The sequence below is a fragment of the Mesorhizobium sp. LSHC412B00 genome, assembly GCF_000503035.1.
GTDB lineage: Bacteria > Pseudomonadota > Alphaproteobacteria > Rhizobiales > Rhizobiaceae > Mesorhizobium.
In genome coordinates this window covers 67469-83709 of the sequence record NZ_AYWB01000008.1, presented here as the reverse complement: position 1 = coordinate 83709, position 16241 = coordinate 67469, and the positions used below count along the sequence as shown (strand labels likewise).

Sequence of the window (16241 nt, the reverse complement as noted above, 5' to 3'; positions counted from 1 at the left end):
AGCTACGTTCGAATGATTAAGAGACTGTTTGCCATATGAGCCGTTCGTGGTCGCCAAGGCCGCGCCGGCGATACTATCCGCCGCCGCCGCGAAGCCTGTGGCGCAAGCTGCTGGATTACGCGCTGACGGTCATTCTGCTCGGCCTGCTGATCCTGCTCGCCGCACGCCTCGACCGTTTCGAGACGCGCAAGGCGGAAGGGGTGGCGATCGTCAACGATGGCGATTCACTCACTCTTGGCACCGAACGTATCCGCATGCGCGGCATCGACGCTCCGGAATACCAGCAGATCTGCCGTAGGGATGGCGCAGACTACGCCTGCGGCAGGCTGGCGCGCCAGGCGCTGGTGCGGCTGATATCAGGAAATCCGGTGACCTGCAGCGGCTGGCAGCGCGACCGCTACGGCCGCCTGCTCGGCGATTGCAAGGCCGGCGGCAAGGATCTCAACCGGGCCCAGGTTGAGGCCGGCTGGGCCATTGCCTATGGCGATTTCGACACCGAGCAGGCCATTGCCCGCGCCGGCAAGGTTGGCATCTGGGCCGGCACGTTCGATGAGCCGCAAGACTGGCGCGAAAGCCACCACGGCGGCCCGCTCGAAAGAAAGCACGGCACCCTGGCTTCGGTCGGTGACGCCTTGCGAGAGATGTTTCGCTTCTGGTGACGAGCACTATAGTTGAAGGACCAGATCGGGAGGATAAGCATGAAACTGTTCGACGGCGGCCGCGCCCCCAATCCGCGGCGCGTGCGGGTTTTCCTCGCCGAAAAGGGCATCGCAGTGCCGCTGGTGCCGGTCGACATGGGTGCGATGGGGCACAAGCAGGAGCCGGTCAGGTCGCGCAACCCGCTGCAGCGGCTGCCGGTGCTCGAGCTCGACGGCGGTACCATCCTCACCGAATCCGTCGCCATCTGCCGCTATTTCGAGGAACTGCATCCCGAACCGGCGCTGTTCGGGCAAGGCGCGCTCGGCAGGGCCAAGGTCGAGATGTGGCAAAGGCGCATGGAGTTCAATCTGCTCAGCTGCGTCGCCCAGGCTTTTCGCCACATCCATCCGGCGATGAAGGAATGGGAAATTCCGCAGATCCCCCAATGGGGCGAGGCCAACAAGGCGAAAGCGGTCGAATTCCTGAAACTGCTCGACCCCGAACTGGCAAACCGCGAATTCGCCGCCGGCGACGCCTATTCGATCGCCGATATCACCGGCATGATCGCCATGGATTTCATGAAACCGGCGCGCATCAAAGTGCCGGACGAGTGCACCAACGTGCTGCGCTGGTACAGCGCCGTCTCGAGCCGTCCGAGCGCTTCCGCCTGATGGAGGCGGAACTCGAACGCTTGACGGCAAAGGTCCGCGCCTGCCGCATCTGCGTCGACACTCCGGTCGGCAGGCCACTGCCGCACGAGCCGCGCCCGGTGCTGCTGCCATCATCCAGTGCCCGCATCCTGCTCGCCGGCCAGGCGCCAGGCACAAAGGTGCATTTGTCGGGCATGCCGTTCACCGACGCGTCCGGCGACCGCTTGCGAAGCTGGCTGGGCGTGACAAGCGAGGAATTCTACGACACGGATAAATTCGCCATCGTGCCAATGGGGTTCTGCTTCCCCGGCCAGGACGCCAAGGGCGGCGACCTGCCGCCGCGCCGAGAATGCGCGCTGGCCTGGCGCGCGCCGCTGATGGCGCTGATGCCGCAGATCGACCTCGTTTTGACAATCGGCTCCTACGCGCAATCCTGGCATATGGGCGCCACGCGCCGGCCGTCGCTGACCGAAACCGTGAAGGACTGGCGCACCATCTGGGATGCGCCGGCCAGCCTGAAAGTGCTGCCGCTGCCACACCCGTCATGGCGCAACTCAGGATGGCGGAAGCAGAATCCATGGTTTGAAATGGATTTGCTGCCGTTTCTGAGATCGGAAATCCGCTATCGCATAGATTAGACTTTAAGCAAGATATCACTCGCTTTTGTGCCATCCGGCAGAATTTCTTTCTTGTGAAAGGTCGAAATAAGAGGGAGTATAGCCAATCTATTCCCAAAGCGCGTCGCGCCCGAGGGAACGCGGCCTGCACCAGGAGCACCTCAATGGATCGCCTCGACAGAAAAATTCTCCGCCTCCTGCAGGAGGACGCGACGCTCGCGGTTGCCGATGTCGCCAAGAAAGTCGGCCTGTCGACGACGCCGTGCTGGCGCCGCATCCAGAAGCTGGAGGAAGAGGGAGTCATCAAGCGGCGCGTCGCCATTCTCGACCACGAAAAGGTCAATGTGCGCGTCACCGTCTTCGTGTCGATCCGCACCAATTCGCACAGCCATGAATGGCTGCGGCGTTTCTCGGAAGTCATCCAGGAATTTCCCGAGGTGGTCGAATTCTACCGCATGAGCGGCGACGTCGATTATCTCTTGCGCGTCGTGGTGCCCGATATCGCCGCCTATGACGCCTTCTACAAGCGGCTGATCGCCAAGATCGAGATCCGCGACGTGTCGTCGTCCTTCGCCATGGAGCAGATCAAGTACACGACCGAAATGCCGCTCGACTACATGCTGCTGGACAAGGAATCCGGCGCCAACGCGGCCTGAGCGCGGTTGTCCGTGACTGGGCGGTGACGCTGCACAAGCCGGCGGCGCTTAGTTTTTCTTTTTGTTGAGGAAACTCCAGGGCGAGTTGACCGGCAGCGTGATCGTGTCCGGCACCGTGTCGACTGCCACCACATCGGCTTTGCGTACGGTGTAGCCGGACTGGATGATGCTGACGCCGTCGAGAATGAACAACTGGCTCTTCTCCAAGCCGGGCCGCAAGGCGCCGGTCACGGCAACCGACTCATAGGCCTGCGACATCTTGTAGGGACGGGCCGGCGTCACCAGCACGATCTGGTTGGGCGGCGGCGTCGGCATGTGGCTGCAAGCGCCTGTCCACGGCACCAGCAGGAACTGGTAGACGAGGTCGCCATCGCGGTCGACCGGCAATGCATAGCCGGCTAATTGTACCATCTTGTCCTGCAGGTTGAGCGACAATGTCTCGCCACGATCGGGCAGTTTTGCCGCAATCATCGGCAGGCCGGCATCTTCGGCCACCGCCTGCGTCGCAGGACGCAGATCTTTCCAGAAGATGTGCGCGGTTTGGCCTGAGGCGTTGGTAGCGGTGAACACCAACAACGCGGCTGCAAGCGCCAAGGTCGATTTGAGAGGACTGCTCATCGGCCGCTTCCTTTGTGCAGGAGTAAAGACGCCGCGGCCGATCGCGTCAACGCTCGAGCCGCATCACATGTCTGCGAGAGCCGGCCATGCCGACCTCATGGAACCCGCGAGCGATGAACACGCCGCGAAACCCCATGAAACGGTAGCTCGGCGATGCCTCGTCGACCGGGTAGGCCTCGATCACGCCGGCGCCCTTGGCAAAGGCGTGATCTATGGCAGCGTCAAGCAGCGCTGCCGCCAGCCCGCCGCCGCGCAGCGCCCTTGGCACATAGAAGCAGACGATCGACCAGATGCCGGTCTCGTCATCGTCCTGTTGCGACGTCAGCTTCCGATAGGTCTGGCGCGGCGCGACCGAGCACCAGCCGACGGTCTTGCCGTCAATCTGGGCCAAGATTCCCACCGGCGTACCGGCCTCGACAAGCGCCATCATGGCCCGTTTCAACTCGGCGTGCTGGACATGCTCGCGGCGGCCGGGCAGGGGCCGCCAGGCCATGCACCAGCAATACTTCGGACCGCCTTGCGCTTCGAAGAGGCCTTCGAAATCGGCGCGCGTCTGCCGCGTCACCTCGGTGAACCGGACGTTGGCTAGGTCAGCCTTTTCTGGCGGCGATCCGCTCGACGATCTTGGCATTGGTGAGTTCCCGTACGGCGTCCTTGCCAATCCAGCGCGCCGTCTTGTCGGCCGACTGGGCCAGTCGTTCGGCCACGGCAAGGGCAGCGCCGTGCATCTCCAACGATCGCTTGCCGATCGAACGAAGCGCCCAGTTTGCCGCCTTCTTCACGAAATTGCGGCTGTCGGCGGCATGCGCTTCGATGATCGGCAGGAAGCCGAGGAAAGTCGCCACCGGCTCCTGCTTCCGGTGCACGACGGACCACGCCATCATGGCAAAGGCCGTGCGTCGAACGAACTCGCGCTCGTCCGCCGCGAACTCTTCAATCAGCTCCTTCCAGGCGTCCGTGTCGACGAAGAGATCGGAGACGCCGTCGACGATATCCCAGGAATCGAAGGACGCGGCCCATTGTCGTGCATCCGCGGCTGAGAAGCGCTTCGGGTCGGCCGTGACGGAAGCGATGAACTGCGCCTCCATGATGCCGGTCTGCCAAAGTTCGAAAGCTCGCTCGTGGTTGCGCTTGATCTTTTTGGCGATCTGCCGCTGCATGCCATGCGAGATGCCGAGCGCGCGCTCGGTCTTGATACCGTAGCGCAACATGCCGCGGCGATTGTCCTCCGAGCCGATCGAGCGCAAATGGGCGACGATCTCATCGGCGCTCGATTGGGGCGAAAGCTCGGCCATTGCGAACGCTTATTTTTCCAGGCGCGCCAGCAAGGACGAGGTGTCCCAGCGCTTGCCGCCCATCGCCTGCACATCCTTGTAGAACTGGTCGACAAGGGCGGTCACCGGCAGTCTCGCGCCATTGCGGTCGGCTTCATCGAGGCAGATGCCGAGATCCTTGCGCATCCAGTCCACGGCAAAGCCGAAATCATATTTACCGGCATTCATCGTCTTGTGGCGGTTCTCCATCTGCCAGGACCCGGCAGCGCCCTTGGAGATGACTTCGATGACCTTCTCGATGTCGAGCCCGGCCCTCTTGCCGAAGTGGATGCCTTCGGCCAGTCCCTGCACCAGCCCGGCAATGGTGATCTGATTGATCATCTTGGTGAGCTGGCCGGCGCCCGACGGCCCCATCAGCCCGACCATCCGGGCAAAGGCGTCGATGACCGGCCTGGCCTTGTCGAAGGCAGCCTGCTCGCCGCCGACCATCACCGTCAGCACGCCGTTCTCGGCGCCCGCCTGCCCGCCGGAAACCGGCGCGTCGAGGAAGGAAAAGCCGGCCTTTTCAGCGGCGTCGGCCAGTTCGCGCGCCACTTCGGCCGAAGCGGTGGTGTTGTCGATGAAGACGGAGCCTTTTTTCATCGCGGCGAAGGCGCCATCGGCCCCGGTCGTCACCGAGCGCAGATCGTCGTCATTGCCGACGCAGGAGAAGACGAAATCCTGGCCCTCTGCGGCGTCCGCCGGCGTCAAAGCAAGCTTGCCGCCATGCTGGGCCACCCATTGTTCCGCCTTCGCCGCGGTGCGGTTGTAGACGGTGACGTCGTGGCCGCCTTTGTTCCTGAGGTGCCCGGCCATGGGATAGCCCATCACGCCAAGACCGAGAAATGCCACAGATGCCATGGGTTTGCCCTTCAGACGGAACGGAATTGTCTTGGACAGCTCTAGGCTCTACGCGCCATTCGTCAAGACGCGCATGAGCCGATCGACTGGTACAGCCGAACGCTCAGCGGATCAGATGAATGGTGATCCGTCGCTCGATCCATTCGACGCCGTGGCGCAGGATCTCGACCATCACCAGATAGACGATGGCGACCCAGACATAGGCCTGGAAGTCGAAGGACTTGGCGTAGGCCAGCTTCGCGTTGCCCATCAAATCATAGACTGTGATGATGGCAACGATGGCGGAGGCCTTGATCATCAGGACGAGTTCATTGCCGTAGGGCCGGAGCGCGACGATAAACGCCTGCGGCAGGATGACCTTGCGCAGCGTCTGCAATTTGTGCAGGCCGAGCGAAGCAGCGCCCTCCCATTGGCCCCTCGGAACACTTTCTATGGCGCCGCGCAGGATCTCGGCCTGGTAGGCGGCGGTGTTGAGCGCGAAGGCGAACACACCGCAATTGAAGGCGTCGCGGAAGAACCACCACAGTCCGACGGATTCGAGCTGCACCCGGAACGAGCCCAGGCCGTAATAGACGAGATAGACCTGGACCAGCAGCGGCGTGCCGCGGAAGAAGTAGACGTAGCAATAGGCCAGGACGGACAGATAGCGGTTCTTCGACATGCGGGCATAGGTGACGGGCAGCGAAAAAAGCGCGCCGAGCACCATCGAGATGGCCACCAGCGCAAGCGTGGTTCCCAAGCCCTGCAGATAGGCCGGCGCGTATCTGGCGAAGAATTCGCCATTCCAAGCGTAAACCAGATAGACGGCGATGCCGATGCCGAACAGGATCCAGAAGCCGACCAGCGCGTAGCCGACGATACGGGCCCGCGGCCAGCCTCGCGCCCGTGGTGGTGGCTTCTCGATGTCGACGGCGGCGCGCGTCACGACGCTCATCGTGCCTCCCTCCTCCCGAGCGAACGCAGGATGAAGCCGGTGGCGATCGACGACAGGATGGCAAGGATAAGGAACACCATCGCCGCGACGCTGTAGAACAGGAAGGAATGTTTGGTGACACGGGCCGCCACGCCGGCGTTGCGCAAGGTTTCAGCCAGGTTGACGACCGACACCAGGGCCGTGTCCTTGAGCAGGCTCAGCCAGCAATTCTCAAGGCCGGGGAAGGCGATGCGCAGCAGCTGCGGCAGGATCACCTTGCGCATCGTCTGCCATTTCGACAGCCCGATCGCATAGCCGCCCTCATACTGGCCCTTCGGAATGGCGCGAAAGGCCGAAAGGAAGACTTCGCTGGAATAGGACGAAAAGATCAGCGACAGCACGATCATGCCGGCGAGGAAGCTGTCGACATCGACCGTCGCTTCCGGCCTGAACAGACGGATGACATACTGCAAGAGGATCGGCATGCCGAAGAAGAACAGGAAAAGCGTCACCAGTTCCGGCAGTCCGCGAAACACCGTGGTGTAGATGTTGGCAGCCACGCGAAGCGATGGCTCTTCGGATTGTTTCGCCCAGGCGACGAAAAAGCCGATCGTCAGGCCGATCGGCAGTGTCGCCAGCGCGAGCGCAATGGTGACCAGTGCGCCATAGGCAATATCGTCAATCCAGCCATCGGGTCCCCAAGTGAGAAGTATCCATATGTTCTGGCTTGGCATTGACGGGTCTTGTCTCCACTTCTGTCAGGCCAAGGCGGCAGGAGGAAACTTCCCCTGCCGCCTTGTTCAGACGATCAGGACTCGGCGCCGAAGACGTCGAACTTGAAGTACTTGTCGTTGATTTCCTTGTACTTTCCGTTGGCGCGGATTGCGTCGATGGCGCTGTTCAACTTGTTGACCAGATCCGTCTCGCCCTTGCGCACGGCGATGCCGGCGCCCGGTCCAAAGATATCGACCGGCTGCGGCGAAGGCTGGCCGAGAATCTTGCAGCAGGCGCCATCAGGCGAATCCAGGAACTGTTGCAACACGACGATATCGTCCTCGATCGCGTCGAGACGGCCATTGGCGAGATCGGCCTGCTCTTCGGGGCTGCTCGGATAGCCCTTGACCGTGCTGTCCGTATAGGTTTTCGAGGCATAATTGAAATGCGTCGTGGTGGTTGCGACGCCGATGGTCTTGCCGGCCAGGTCTTCCTTGGTCACGCCCTTGAGGGTCGAATCCTTGGGTACCGCGATCGCCGACGGCGTGTTGTAGTATTTGTGGGTGAAGTCGACCTTCTCGGCGCGCTCCGGCGTGATCGACATCGAGGCGACGATGGCGTCGAACTTGCCGGCCTGCAGGGCCGGAATGATGCCGTCCCAATCCTGGGCGACGAAGGTGCACTTGACCTTCATCTCGTCGCAGAGCGCCTTGGCGATGTCGATGTCGAAGCCCACGAGCTGGCCGTCGGAGGTCAGGTTGTTGAATGGGGGGTAGGCGCCTTCGGTGCCGATTCTCAGGGTCGTTTCCTGAGCCTGGGCGACGCCGAGCGTCAGCAGCGCAGCCGATGCGGCGAGCGCGATACGCAGTGCAATACGCATGATAGTCCTCTCTTTATGGCTCCCGGCCGTCGTTCCGGAACGGCTCTGTGGGGCGGTGCTTTTGACCGCCCGCTGGCGCGATACTCCCACTGTTTTCGGGAGAAAAGCAACTGTAAAACCGTTGCTTGCGGGATTTGCGGGTCCAGCCAATGCCGACGCCTGGGTTAATGCATGTCGCCCAAAAGTGCGCAGCGGTTTTGGGACGACGACATGCATAAATAAAACAACCTGAAGCGCGTCGCATGGCCGTTCAGGCGCGACGCGCTTAGGCAACGGCTGAAGAGGGCGGCTGAACCGGGCGAGGGCAGGGACCTCAAGGTTTGAGGCCGGTCATGCGCTCGATGAAGTCGGCTATCCCTCCCGTGTCGTCGAGATCGAACACAGGCAGGCTTTCGCCCGTAACCGCGAAGTCGGCGGCAATCGCCACGATATGTCCGTCGTTCGCCGACAGCGGCGAGCGGTCCTTGGCCTCCCGCCGCCGGGTCTCGATCTTTTTGTGCGCCTCGCGCTTGTAGCCTTCGACCAGCACGATGTCGCACGGGGCCAACCGCGACAGGACCGTCTCCAGCGTCGGCTCGTCCTCACCGCGCAATTCATGCATCAGCGCCCAGCGTTTGCCCGACACCACCGCGACCTCGGTGGCGCCCGCTTGGCGGTGGCGATAGCTGTCGGCGCCAGGCTTGTCGATGTCGAACTCATGGTGGGCATGTTTGACCGTCGACACTGTCCAGCCGCGCCGGACGAGCTCTGTGACCAGCTTCTCGGTCAGTGTGGTCTTGCCGGAATTCTTCCAGCCGGTGATGCCGAAGATGTTCATGGGCCGATGCTCTGCAACAGACGCTCGGCCACCGCAAGGTCGTGCGGTGTGTTGATGTTGAAGAACGGGTCGATCTCGTCACTGCCGTGGGTCAGCAACGGAAATTCCACTTCGACACAGTTGTGCCGCTCGATGAAGGCGGAGACGCGCCTGTTGTCCTCGTGGATCAGAAAGTGGCGGAGTGCCTGGCCTAGCCCAAGCGGCCACAGCGCGAAGGTCGGATGCTGCCGGCCGCCGGAACTGGCAACCGCAATCGAGCCTGGTCGCTCGTCAACAGCCGCAGCCAGCCTCACGACCAGGTCCACCGGCAGGAACGGCGTGTCGCCGGCGGCCGTGGCCAATGCCTTGAAAGCGGTATTCGCTGCCGCCCATTCGAGGCCGGTGAGGATTCCGGCAAGCGGTCCGGCATAGCCTTCCACCGCATCGGCGAGAACCGGAAGACCGGCCGCCTCGAAGCGCGCCGGGTCGCCATTGGCGCTGAGCGCCAGCGATCCGACCTGCGGCGCCAGGCGGGCAACGACATGGTCGAGAAGCGGACGCCCGCCAAGCGCCAGCAAAGTCTTGTCGCCGCCGCCCATGCGCCGTGACAGGCCTCCGGCCAGGATAATTCCTGCAATGTCTTGGCTCATGGCCAACCTATATGCCGTCCGGCGCCATGTCGGGTCCAGCGCTTTCGGCCGCCGGCTTCTGCCGGCCGACGACCCGCTCGCGATAGAGCGCGTAGAGGCCGGAGCCNTCAGACGTGTGCTCTTCCGATCTGCAATGAAGGAGATGTCGCCGGCCCGCATTGCTATGATGATGAACTGGTAGCCGATCAGCACCAGCACCGCCGCCAATGCCAAAAGTGCCGTGCCTTTGCCGGACATCGGCGTCCAGCCGCCCATCGGCGACAGGAGCACGGCGCCAACGATGGTCATGGCGATTGCCGTTGCCGTCGACACCAGCAAGGTCGGGATAGCGCTCGGGATGCGCTTGGTGGCGAGGTCACGTACTGCGCAACAGGCGACGCTGACGAGTGCGTACAGCGAATAGACGCTGAAGCCTTCGAAGCCTGGCCGCACGATGATCAGCACGCCGCCGAAGCCGACCGCGATCGCCAGCCAGCGCCGCCAGCCGACCGCTTCGTTGAATACGAGTGCCGCCCCCATCGTCACCGCCAGCGGCAGCGCCTGCAGCACCGCCGAGACATTGGCGATCGGCAGATGCGCTAATGCCACAAGGAAGGCGACGGTGGCGCCGGCCTCGGCGACCACGCGAAGCGCCACCAGCGGCTGCAGCATCGACCTCGGTCGCGCGAGCGCGCCTTGCTGCCAGGCGAGCAGGCCGACGAGCAGCGACGCAAAGGCGCCGCGCACCAGCATGACTTGCGCCATGTTCATCGATTCCGACGAGAACTTGGTGATGGCGTCGTTGAGGGTGAAGCCGATCATGGCCACCATCATGCACAGCGCGCCGCGAATGTTTGGGGAAAGAGGCAAGGGCGTTACCGGTTTTGCAAGAGCAATTCCAGGAAAAGTGTGAAACGGTTTTCCGTCCGGAATTGCGTGAAAACAAAGAATAAAGCGGTTCGACGTTTCGGCGAAACGGTGAACCGCTCAAGCCTGTAGCAGCCGGCGGCAAGACAGCAACGTCAAAGAAATAGGCCACGGATTTTCACCCGTGACCCATAGAAATCCCTGAGAGGGCTGGCCGATGACCGGCAGGCTCATTTCGGCGTCAGCACCTCGGTGCCGCTGCCGTTCTTACCGGCGATGGTCCACAGGCCGTGCAGCGAGCCGTCATCTTCTACCTTGTAGACGACGAGACCGATTTCCTTGCCCATGACATAGCCGGCGGAGAAGGCATCGTCGTTGCGCATGCAGATGCCGTCCGACGATGATCCGCCCGTCTCCCAATGGATGGTGCAGGTGGTCTCGCTGGTCAGTGTGATGGTGGCTTCGCCGCCATATTTCGAGCCGTCGAAATTGGTGCCCGCAACGGTGTAGCTGCCACCGATGGACTGTGCTGCTGCCGGCGCGGCGGCAAACCCAAGCAGTGCAAGAGAAAGTAAGAATGTGCGCATGTCGTATTCCCCCAAACCGAGCGACGAGCCGCTATGTCCAGGAATCTAGGCTCGAACGCGCTTGCGGTAAATCCGCCAGCTATATGCGCATGAGACTTTTTCTGGTGTGTGTCCGAAAAGCTCACGGTCCTTTGAGGCTGCCGGCAATGGCGCCGACCAGCGGATCGTATTTCGCTTTAACGGCCGGCGGATAGTCGATCCGCACGGTGCGGATGACGCCGTCCTTGCCGAACAGGCGCCGTTCGTAAAAAATCTTGCCATCCTTCAGTCCCGACAGCACCGCCCAGTTCTTGCCGGTCTTGCTGTAGCTGATCTGGTAGCCCGCTTCCTTGATTGCCTTCTCCTCGGCGACGAAGCTCTTTGGGGTGTCGTCACTGACGTTGAAAATACCGGAGCAGATCAGGCTGGCGCCGTCGGCGCTGAGCCACTGCTGTCCGTCGCCATTGTACGGCTCGGGCTGGCGATCGGTGAAGATGTCGTCGGGAAAGGTGCAGACCGTGCCGAAGCGCGCATTGGTGTAGGTGAACGGCGCTGCATTGGCGCTGCCTGCCGCGATCAGTGCAACTGCCAATCCAATGGAAAGACGCTTCATTCGATGTCTCCAGCCGACAATGGGAGACATTCCTTGCACCAATCGCGGAGAAAATCAGCCGCCGGTGACGCTCATATGTCTCGACACCGACGGGCGGCTGGTGCGGCGGTCGATGATGAAATCATGGCCTTTCGGCTTGCGGCCGATCGCTTCGTCGATGGCAGCAGCGACCAGTTCGTTGCCTTCGGACGCACGCAGCGGGGCGCGCAGGTCGGCGGCATCCTCCTGGCCCAGGCACATATAGAGCGTGCCGGTGCAGGTCAGCCGCACGCGGTTGCAGCTTTCGCAGAAATTATGCGTCATCGGCGTGATGAAGCCCAGCCTGCCGCCGGTCTCTGCGACATGGACGTAGCGGGCCGGACCGCCGGTCTTGTAGGGGATGTCGCTCAGCGTGAACTGGCGCTCGAGCGAAGCGCGCAGCAGCGACAGCGGCAGATACTGGTCGGTCCGGTCGGCGTCGATCTCGCCCATCGGCATGGTTTCGATGACGGTCAAGTCCATGCCGCGGCCATGCGCCCAGCGCATCATCTCCGGCAGCTCGACGTCGTTGAAGTCCTTCAGCGCAACGGCGTTGAGCTTCACCTTCAGCCCCGCCGCCTGCGCGGCATCGATGCCTTGCATGACCTTGCCGAGATGGCCCCAGCGGGTGATGGCGTGGAACTTGTCGGCATCGAGCGTGTCGAGCGAGACATTGATGCGCTCGACACCGCAATCGGCAAGCTCGGCGGCAAAGCGCGACAGCTGCGAGCCATTGGTGGTCAGCGTCAACTCTTCCAGCGCGCCGCTCTTCAAGTGCCGCGACAACTGGCGCACCAGATGCATGATGTTCTTGCGCACCAGCGGCTCGCCGCCGGTGAGGCGCAGTTTGCGCACGCCCTTTTCGATGAAGACGGTGCAGAGCCGGTCGAGTTCCTCGAGCGACAGCAGGTCCTTCTTGGGCAGGAACGCCATGTCCTCGGCCATGCAATAGGTGCAGCGGAAATCGCAGCGGTCGGTGACCGACACGCGCAAGTAGCTGATCGTGCGACCGAAGGGATCGATCATGTCCATGCGTTCAAGCGTTTCCAATGCTGCGAGTGGTGCCGTTATATACGGCTATGTGATACGATCCAACCCGCCATTCAAGATAGCCGGTCTCGATCTTTGGTGACATTCCCTGGCCGACATCCGATGTCGGCCGGGTCCAAATGGCCTTTTCCGCTCGCGCGAAGCAGCGTAGGGAAGGGCGGATTGATGCGGGATGCAGAACAATGACGGCGCCGAAGGAACTCAGGGTCTCGAAGGACAGAAAACTGCTGTCCGTCACCTTTCCCGATCATCGGCCGTTCGAACTGCCGGCCGAACTGCTGCGCGTCGCTTCACCCTCGGCCGAGGTGCAGGGCCATTCGCCGGACCAGCGGGTGACGGTTCCCGGCAAGCGTAACGTTGCTATCCTGAAGATCGAGCCGGTCGGCAACTACGCCGTGCGCATCACCTTCGACGATTTCCACGACACCGGCATCTTCACCTGGAATTACCTACACACGCTTGGCCACGAAAAGGACGCGCGCTGGAATGCCTATCTCGCCGAGCTCCAGGAGAAGGGACTGAGCCGCGACCGCTAGTCGGCACTGTCCGCAAAACGTCATTGACTGGGGGTAACGCCGGCAAAGGTTCGGAGACGGGAAAATGTCTGACATCACCACGGTCGAACAGCTCGAAGCCCTCTACGGCCTGCCCGGCGAAGCGTCGACGATCAAGGAACTCGACCACGTCATTCCCGAATATGCCGCCTTCATCGAAGCCTCGCCTTTTGTCGCTCTGGCGACGAGCGGGCCGGAAGGGCTGGACTGTTCGCCGCGCGGCGATCTCGCCGGCTTTGTGCGCATGCATGACCCGAGAACGCTGATGATGCCGGACCGACGCGGCAACAACCGCGCCGATTCGCTTAAGAACATCATCCGCGATCCTCGCGTCGGGCTGCTGTTTCTTGTGCCGGGTTCGGGCACGACGCTGCGCGTCAACGGCCGCGCCCGCATCGCCACCGACGCCGCGCTTTGCGCCTCCTTCGCCGTCGAAGGCAAGCCGGCGCGCTCGGTCACCGTGGTCGATGTCGATTCGGTCTATTTCCAGTGCGCCCGCGCCATCGTTCGCTCGGAGCTGTGGAACCCGGCAAAGCACGTCGACCCGAAATCGCTGCCGACACCCGGAACAATCCTGGAAGTCACCAGCCGCAAGAATATCGATGCCGGTACTTACGACAAGGAATGGCCGGAGCGGGCGAAGAAGACGATGTGGTGAGGTGGGAGGCGCGTGGATCGAACGGCTCAGGTATCCTTCAGCACGTCATAGATCTTGCGCATCTGTTCGCCGATCATATCGCACTGTTCCGCTGTCGACTGGCTCATCGCCTTTTCGATCAGCGCCATATGCACCTTCAGCGCCTTCATCAAAAGCTCCGTGCCGGCCTCGGTAAGCGTCAGCCGCAGCACGCGTTTGTCCTTCTCATCGCCTTCGCGGCGCAGCAGGCCGCGCGCCTCGAGCTGCGGCAACAGCATGGTGATGTTGGAGCGGCCGACCAGCAGTTTGCGGGCGAGATCGTGCTGCGACATGCCGGGATGGCGATAGAGGTTCATCAGCACGTCGAGCTGCGCCGGCTTGAGATCCAGCGGCGCCAGCTTTACCGCCAGCGCACGCTCCAGCACATGGCAGGCGCGCGCCACCGCGACCCAGTTGCGAAAGCGCGGGTTGTCCCAGGGCAGCTCTTGTTTAATGTTCATGTTTGAACTATTATGTTCATGCTTGAACGGAATGGATGGATCGCCACTATGGCATCATTTGGACTGAAGGTCATCCGGGGCGTGTTCGGCGCGGCCGAGCTTGTGGCGCCGCGTCTTAGCGGGCGCGCGGCCTTCGAACTGTTCTGCCGCACGCCGAGCGTGAAGGCGCTCAGCGACGGCGAGCGGCGTGCGGTCGACCGCGCCGCCGGCTTCATGGCCGAGGCGCGCCATCATCGGCTGCCGACCAAGGCCGGCTGCGTCATGGTGCACGAATTCCGGCCCGAGCCGGGCAGGGCGTCCGCCGGCACGGTGCTGGTCGTCCATGGCTGGCGTTCGCGCACGGAATATATGCGCGCTCTGATCGAAGGTTTTCGCGATGTGGGCTACCGGGTCGCCTCGCTCGACCTGCCGGGCCATGGCCAGTCGCTGGGCCGGCATCTCAACATGGTCAATGCGGTCGAGGCGGTCAGGGTCGCCAGCGAATGGTTCGGTCCGTTCAAGGCGATCGTCGGCCATTCCTTCGGTGGCGCCGTCGCCGCCAATGCCATTGCCGGTTCGATCAGGGGTATCCACCCAGTGGCGGCCGAGCGGCTGGTGCTGGTGGCCGCGCCAAGTTCCCTGCCGGCGATCTTCGCCGACTTCAGCCGCATGCTCAACGTCGGCCCGCGTTCGCAGGTTTCCATGGCCGATCAGGTGAAAAGGTTGTCGGGCCGGCCGCTGCACGAATTCACCGGCGACCGCCAATTGGCCGAAGCGCCGGTGCCGACGCTGGTCATCCATGCGCCGGACGATCGCGAAGTTCCGGCCGACCATGCCAGGCGCTACGCCGGCGCCGGCAGCCATGTGCGGCTGCACTGGGCCGATGGGCTCGGCCACCGTCGCATTCTCGCTGACAAAGGTGTCATCGAACGCGCCGTCACCTTTGTCAAAAACGAGCGCGAGCCGATACTGCATTGATTCCAATGGGTGTATTGTCGACTCCGACAACGCCGGAGCGGTGAGCTAACCGTTCTTCTTGCCGCCCGGCTCGACGGGCAATCCGGCCGACTTCCAGGCGGTATAGCCGCCAAGGATGTGCTTGACCGGCGACAGCCCCATATCCTGCGCCGTCTTGGTGGCCAGCGCCGAGCGCCAGCCGCCGGCGCAAAAGAAGACGAAGCTCTTGCCCGAGGCAAAGAACGGCTTGTGGTAGGGGCTTTCGGGATCGATCCAGAATTCCAGCATGCCGCGAGTGACATGTTTGGCGCCGGGGATCTGGCCGTCCCGCTCGATCTCGCGTGGATCGCGCAGGTCGACGAAGATGGTGTCCTCGTCGTCGAGCAGCCCGGCCGCTTCCTCGGGCGAGACCACCTCGATCTCGGCATTGGCCTCGTCGAGCAACTCGCGATACCCTTTTTTCACGGATGATCCCTCCCGGCGCATTTCGCCGCCGACTGGATTTCCAGCACAAGCTCCGCGCTTTGTCACGCTGTTCCGACCAGCCCCTGCCACGCCGCCATCGCTCCGGCCACTGTGGCCATCAGCGCTTCGCACGAGGCGCCGTCGCGGGCCTGGATCGACATGCCGTGCTGGACCGTCGCATAGAAGGTCGCCGCCGCGTTGCTGTCGAAGCCCGCCGGCAATTCGCCTTCCGCCACACCGCGTTCCAGCCGTCTCAGCAAGAGGGTGTGGTTTTCGGCGCGGCGGCGGCGCAAATCATCGCAGATCGCGCCGCTGCTTGAATCCTGGTGCAGTGCGCCCAGCGCGATGAGACAGCCCTGCGGGCGGTCGTCCTGAGAGTACGCTATTGCCGTCTGGCGCAGGAAATTCTCGATCGCCTGGCATGCCGTCGGCGCTTCGTCCAGCGCGCTCCAGATCTCGGTGCCTTCGTTGCGGGTGTAATACTCGGTCGCTTCCAGAAACAGCGCCTCCTTGCTGCCGAAGGCGGCATAGAGGCTGGGCGAGCTGATCCCCATCGCCGCGGTCAGGTCGGCGATCGAGGTGCCCTCATAGCCTTTGGCCCAGAACAGCTCCATCGCCTGCCGCAAGGCGGCGGTTCGATCGAAGGTGCGGGGACGGCCTCTTTCCGGCATGACGATCTTTTCTGTGTTGATCGACACATAATTCACTTGACGTCGCCAGGCAAGGTTGCCAGATATTTATGTATCGAT

The 16241-nt window shown here is 62.7% G+C and carries 22 protein-coding genes and 1 pseudogene; 7 read left to right on the top strand and 16 right to left on the bottom strand.

Annotated elements, in window-relative coordinates; translation table 11 throughout:
- Positions 1-35 precede the first annotated feature (35 nt).
- The 4 genes from X757_RS148415 to X757_RS148430 all read left to right on the top strand — a co-directional run bounded on the left by X757_RS148415 (position 36) and on the right by X757_RS148430 (position 2562).
- Positions 36-659: a thermonuclease family protein gene (locus X757_RS148415; RefSeq protein ID WP_023726596.1), complete on the top strand. Its 624-nt coding sequence runs from the start codon at positions 36-38 to the stop codon at positions 657-659.
- Positions 660-698: 39 nt separating this feature from the next.
- Entirely contained in the window at positions 699-1310 is a 612-nt protein-coding gene (locus X757_RS148420; protein ID WP_023669015.1) for a glutathione S-transferase, read from the top strand.
- Complete coding sequence (locus X757_RS148425) at positions 1310-1927, top strand: uracil-DNA glycosylase family protein (RefSeq protein ID WP_023669014.1); 618 nt, start codon at positions 1310-1312, stop codon at positions 1925-1927. Before X757_RS148420 ends, X757_RS148425 begins: the two co-directional genes overlap by 1 nt.
- 143 nt (positions 1928-2070) lie before the next feature.
- Positions 2071-2562 carry an Lrp/AsnC family transcriptional regulator gene (locus X757_RS148430; RefSeq protein ID WP_023669013.1) on the top strand — a complete coding sequence of 164 codons (492 nt, stop codon included), beginning with the start codon at positions 2071-2073 and terminating at the stop codon, positions 2560-2562.
- A 48-nt stretch (positions 2563-2610) separates the two neighbouring features.
- On the opposite strand, the gene X757_RS148435 is transcribed toward X757_RS148430, so the two are convergent.
- The 13 genes and pseudogenes from X757_RS148435 to moaA form a co-directional block, all read right to left on the bottom strand.
- Entirely contained in the window at positions 2611-3180 is a 570-nt protein-coding gene (locus X757_RS148435) for a DUF3299 domain-containing protein (protein WP_023669012.1), read from the bottom strand.
- 46 nt (positions 3181-3226) lie between these two features.
- On the bottom strand, positions 3227-3811 hold the full coding sequence (locus X757_RS148440) for a GNAT family N-acetyltransferase (RefSeq protein WP_023669011.1): 585 nt from the start codon (positions 3809-3811) through the stop codon (positions 3227-3229).
- Positions 3771-4475, bottom strand: coding sequence for a DNA alkylation repair protein (locus X757_RS148445; RefSeq protein ID WP_023710489.1), 705 nt, complete (start codon positions 4473-4475; stop codon positions 3771-3773). The genes X757_RS148440 and X757_RS148445 overlap by 41 nt, the downstream gene beginning before the upstream one ends.
- A 9-nt stretch (positions 4476-4484) precedes the next feature.
- Entirely contained in the window at positions 4485-5354 is an 870-nt protein-coding gene (locus tag X757_RS148450; RefSeq protein WP_023726595.1) for an NAD(P)-dependent oxidoreductase, read from the bottom strand.
- A 103-nt stretch (positions 5355-5457) separates the two neighbouring features.
- Complete coding sequence (locus X757_RS148455) at positions 5458-6288, bottom strand: ABC transporter permease (RefSeq protein ID WP_023688511.1); 831 nt, start codon at positions 6286-6288, stop codon at positions 5458-5460.
- Entirely contained in the window at positions 6285-7001 is a 717-nt protein-coding gene (locus X757_RS148460) for an ABC transporter permease (RefSeq protein ID WP_023669007.1), read from the bottom strand. The genes X757_RS148455 and X757_RS148460 overlap by 4 nt, the downstream gene beginning before the upstream one ends.
- 74 nt (positions 7002-7075) lie before the next feature.
- Positions 7076-7861: an ABC transporter substrate-binding protein gene (locus tag X757_RS148465; protein ID WP_023688509.1), complete on the bottom strand. Its 786-nt coding sequence runs from the start codon at positions 7859-7861 to the stop codon at positions 7076-7078.
- Positions 7862-8174: 313 nt separating this feature from the next.
- Positions 8175-8678 carry a molybdopterin-guanine dinucleotide biosynthesis protein B gene (gene mobB / locus X757_RS148470; protein WP_023726594.1) on the bottom strand — a complete coding sequence of 168 codons (504 nt, stop codon included), beginning with the start codon at positions 8676-8678 and terminating at the stop codon, positions 8175-8177.
- Entirely contained in the window at positions 8675-9307 is a 633-nt protein-coding gene (gene mobA, locus X757_RS148475; RefSeq protein WP_023726593.1) for a molybdenum cofactor guanylyltransferase MobA, read from the bottom strand. Before mobA ends, mobB begins: the two co-directional genes overlap by 4 nt.
- A gap of 7 nt (positions 9308-9314) precedes the next feature.
- Positions 9315-10156 (bottom strand): annotated as a pseudogene (locus X757_RS01000000164905) (DMT family transporter).
- A 227-nt stretch (positions 10157-10383) separates the two neighbouring features.
- A complete protein-coding gene (locus X757_RS148480) occupies positions 10384-10740 on the bottom strand; it encodes a hypothetical protein (RefSeq protein ID WP_023682496.1) in 357 nt (118 codons plus the stop codon).
- Between the two features lie 121 nt (positions 10741-10861).
- Positions 10862-11332: a hypothetical protein gene (locus tag X757_RS148485; RefSeq protein WP_023726592.1), complete on the bottom strand. Its 471-nt coding sequence runs from the start codon at positions 11330-11332 to the stop codon at positions 10862-10864.
- A 54-nt stretch (positions 11333-11386) separates the two neighbouring features.
- Positions 11387-12382, bottom strand: coding sequence for a GTP 3',8-cyclase MoaA (gene moaA / locus X757_RS148490; protein WP_031193366.1), 996 nt, complete (start codon positions 12380-12382; stop codon positions 11387-11389).
- A 200-nt stretch (positions 12383-12582) separates the two neighbouring features.
- Here moaA and X757_RS148495 point away from each other — a divergent pair, with 200 nt between their 5' ends.
- Positions 12583-12936, top strand: a complete 354-nt coding sequence (locus tag X757_RS148495) for a gamma-butyrobetaine hydroxylase-like domain-containing protein (RefSeq protein WP_023668999.1) — start codon at positions 12583-12585, stop codon at positions 12934-12936.
- Between the two features lie 64 nt (positions 12937-13000).
- Complete coding sequence (locus X757_RS148500; RefSeq protein ID WP_023726591.1) at positions 13001-13612, top strand: pyridoxamine 5'-phosphate oxidase family protein; 612 nt, start codon at positions 13001-13003, stop codon at positions 13610-13612.
- A 26-nt stretch (positions 13613-13638) separates the two neighbouring features.
- Here the strand turns inward: X757_RS148500 and X757_RS148505 are convergent, their stop codons facing one another.
- Positions 13639-14091 (bottom strand): MarR family winged helix-turn-helix transcriptional regulator, encoded by a 453-nt coding sequence (locus X757_RS148505; protein ID WP_023668997.1) that lies wholly within the window; start codon positions 14089-14091, stop codon positions 13639-13641.
- A gap of 48 nt (positions 14092-14139) precedes the next feature.
- On the opposite strand from X757_RS148505, the gene X757_RS148510 reads away from it, so the two are divergent.
- Entirely contained in the window at positions 14140-15048 is a 909-nt protein-coding gene (locus tag X757_RS148510) for an alpha/beta hydrolase (protein ID WP_023726590.1), read from the top strand.
- A 45-nt stretch (positions 15049-15093) separates the two neighbouring features.
- Here X757_RS148510 and X757_RS148515 read toward each other — a convergent pair whose 3' ends face one another.
- Both X757_RS148515 and X757_RS148520 read right to left on the bottom strand, forming a co-directional pair.
- Entirely contained in the window at positions 15094-15492 is a 399-nt protein-coding gene (locus tag X757_RS148515; protein WP_023690747.1) for a rhodanese-like domain-containing protein, read from the bottom strand.
- A 62-nt stretch (positions 15493-15554) separates the two neighbouring features.
- Complete coding sequence (locus X757_RS148520; protein WP_023690748.1) at positions 15555-16163, bottom strand: TetR/AcrR family transcriptional regulator; 609 nt, start codon at positions 16161-16163, stop codon at positions 15555-15557.
- Positions 16164-16241 lie beyond the last annotated feature (78 nt).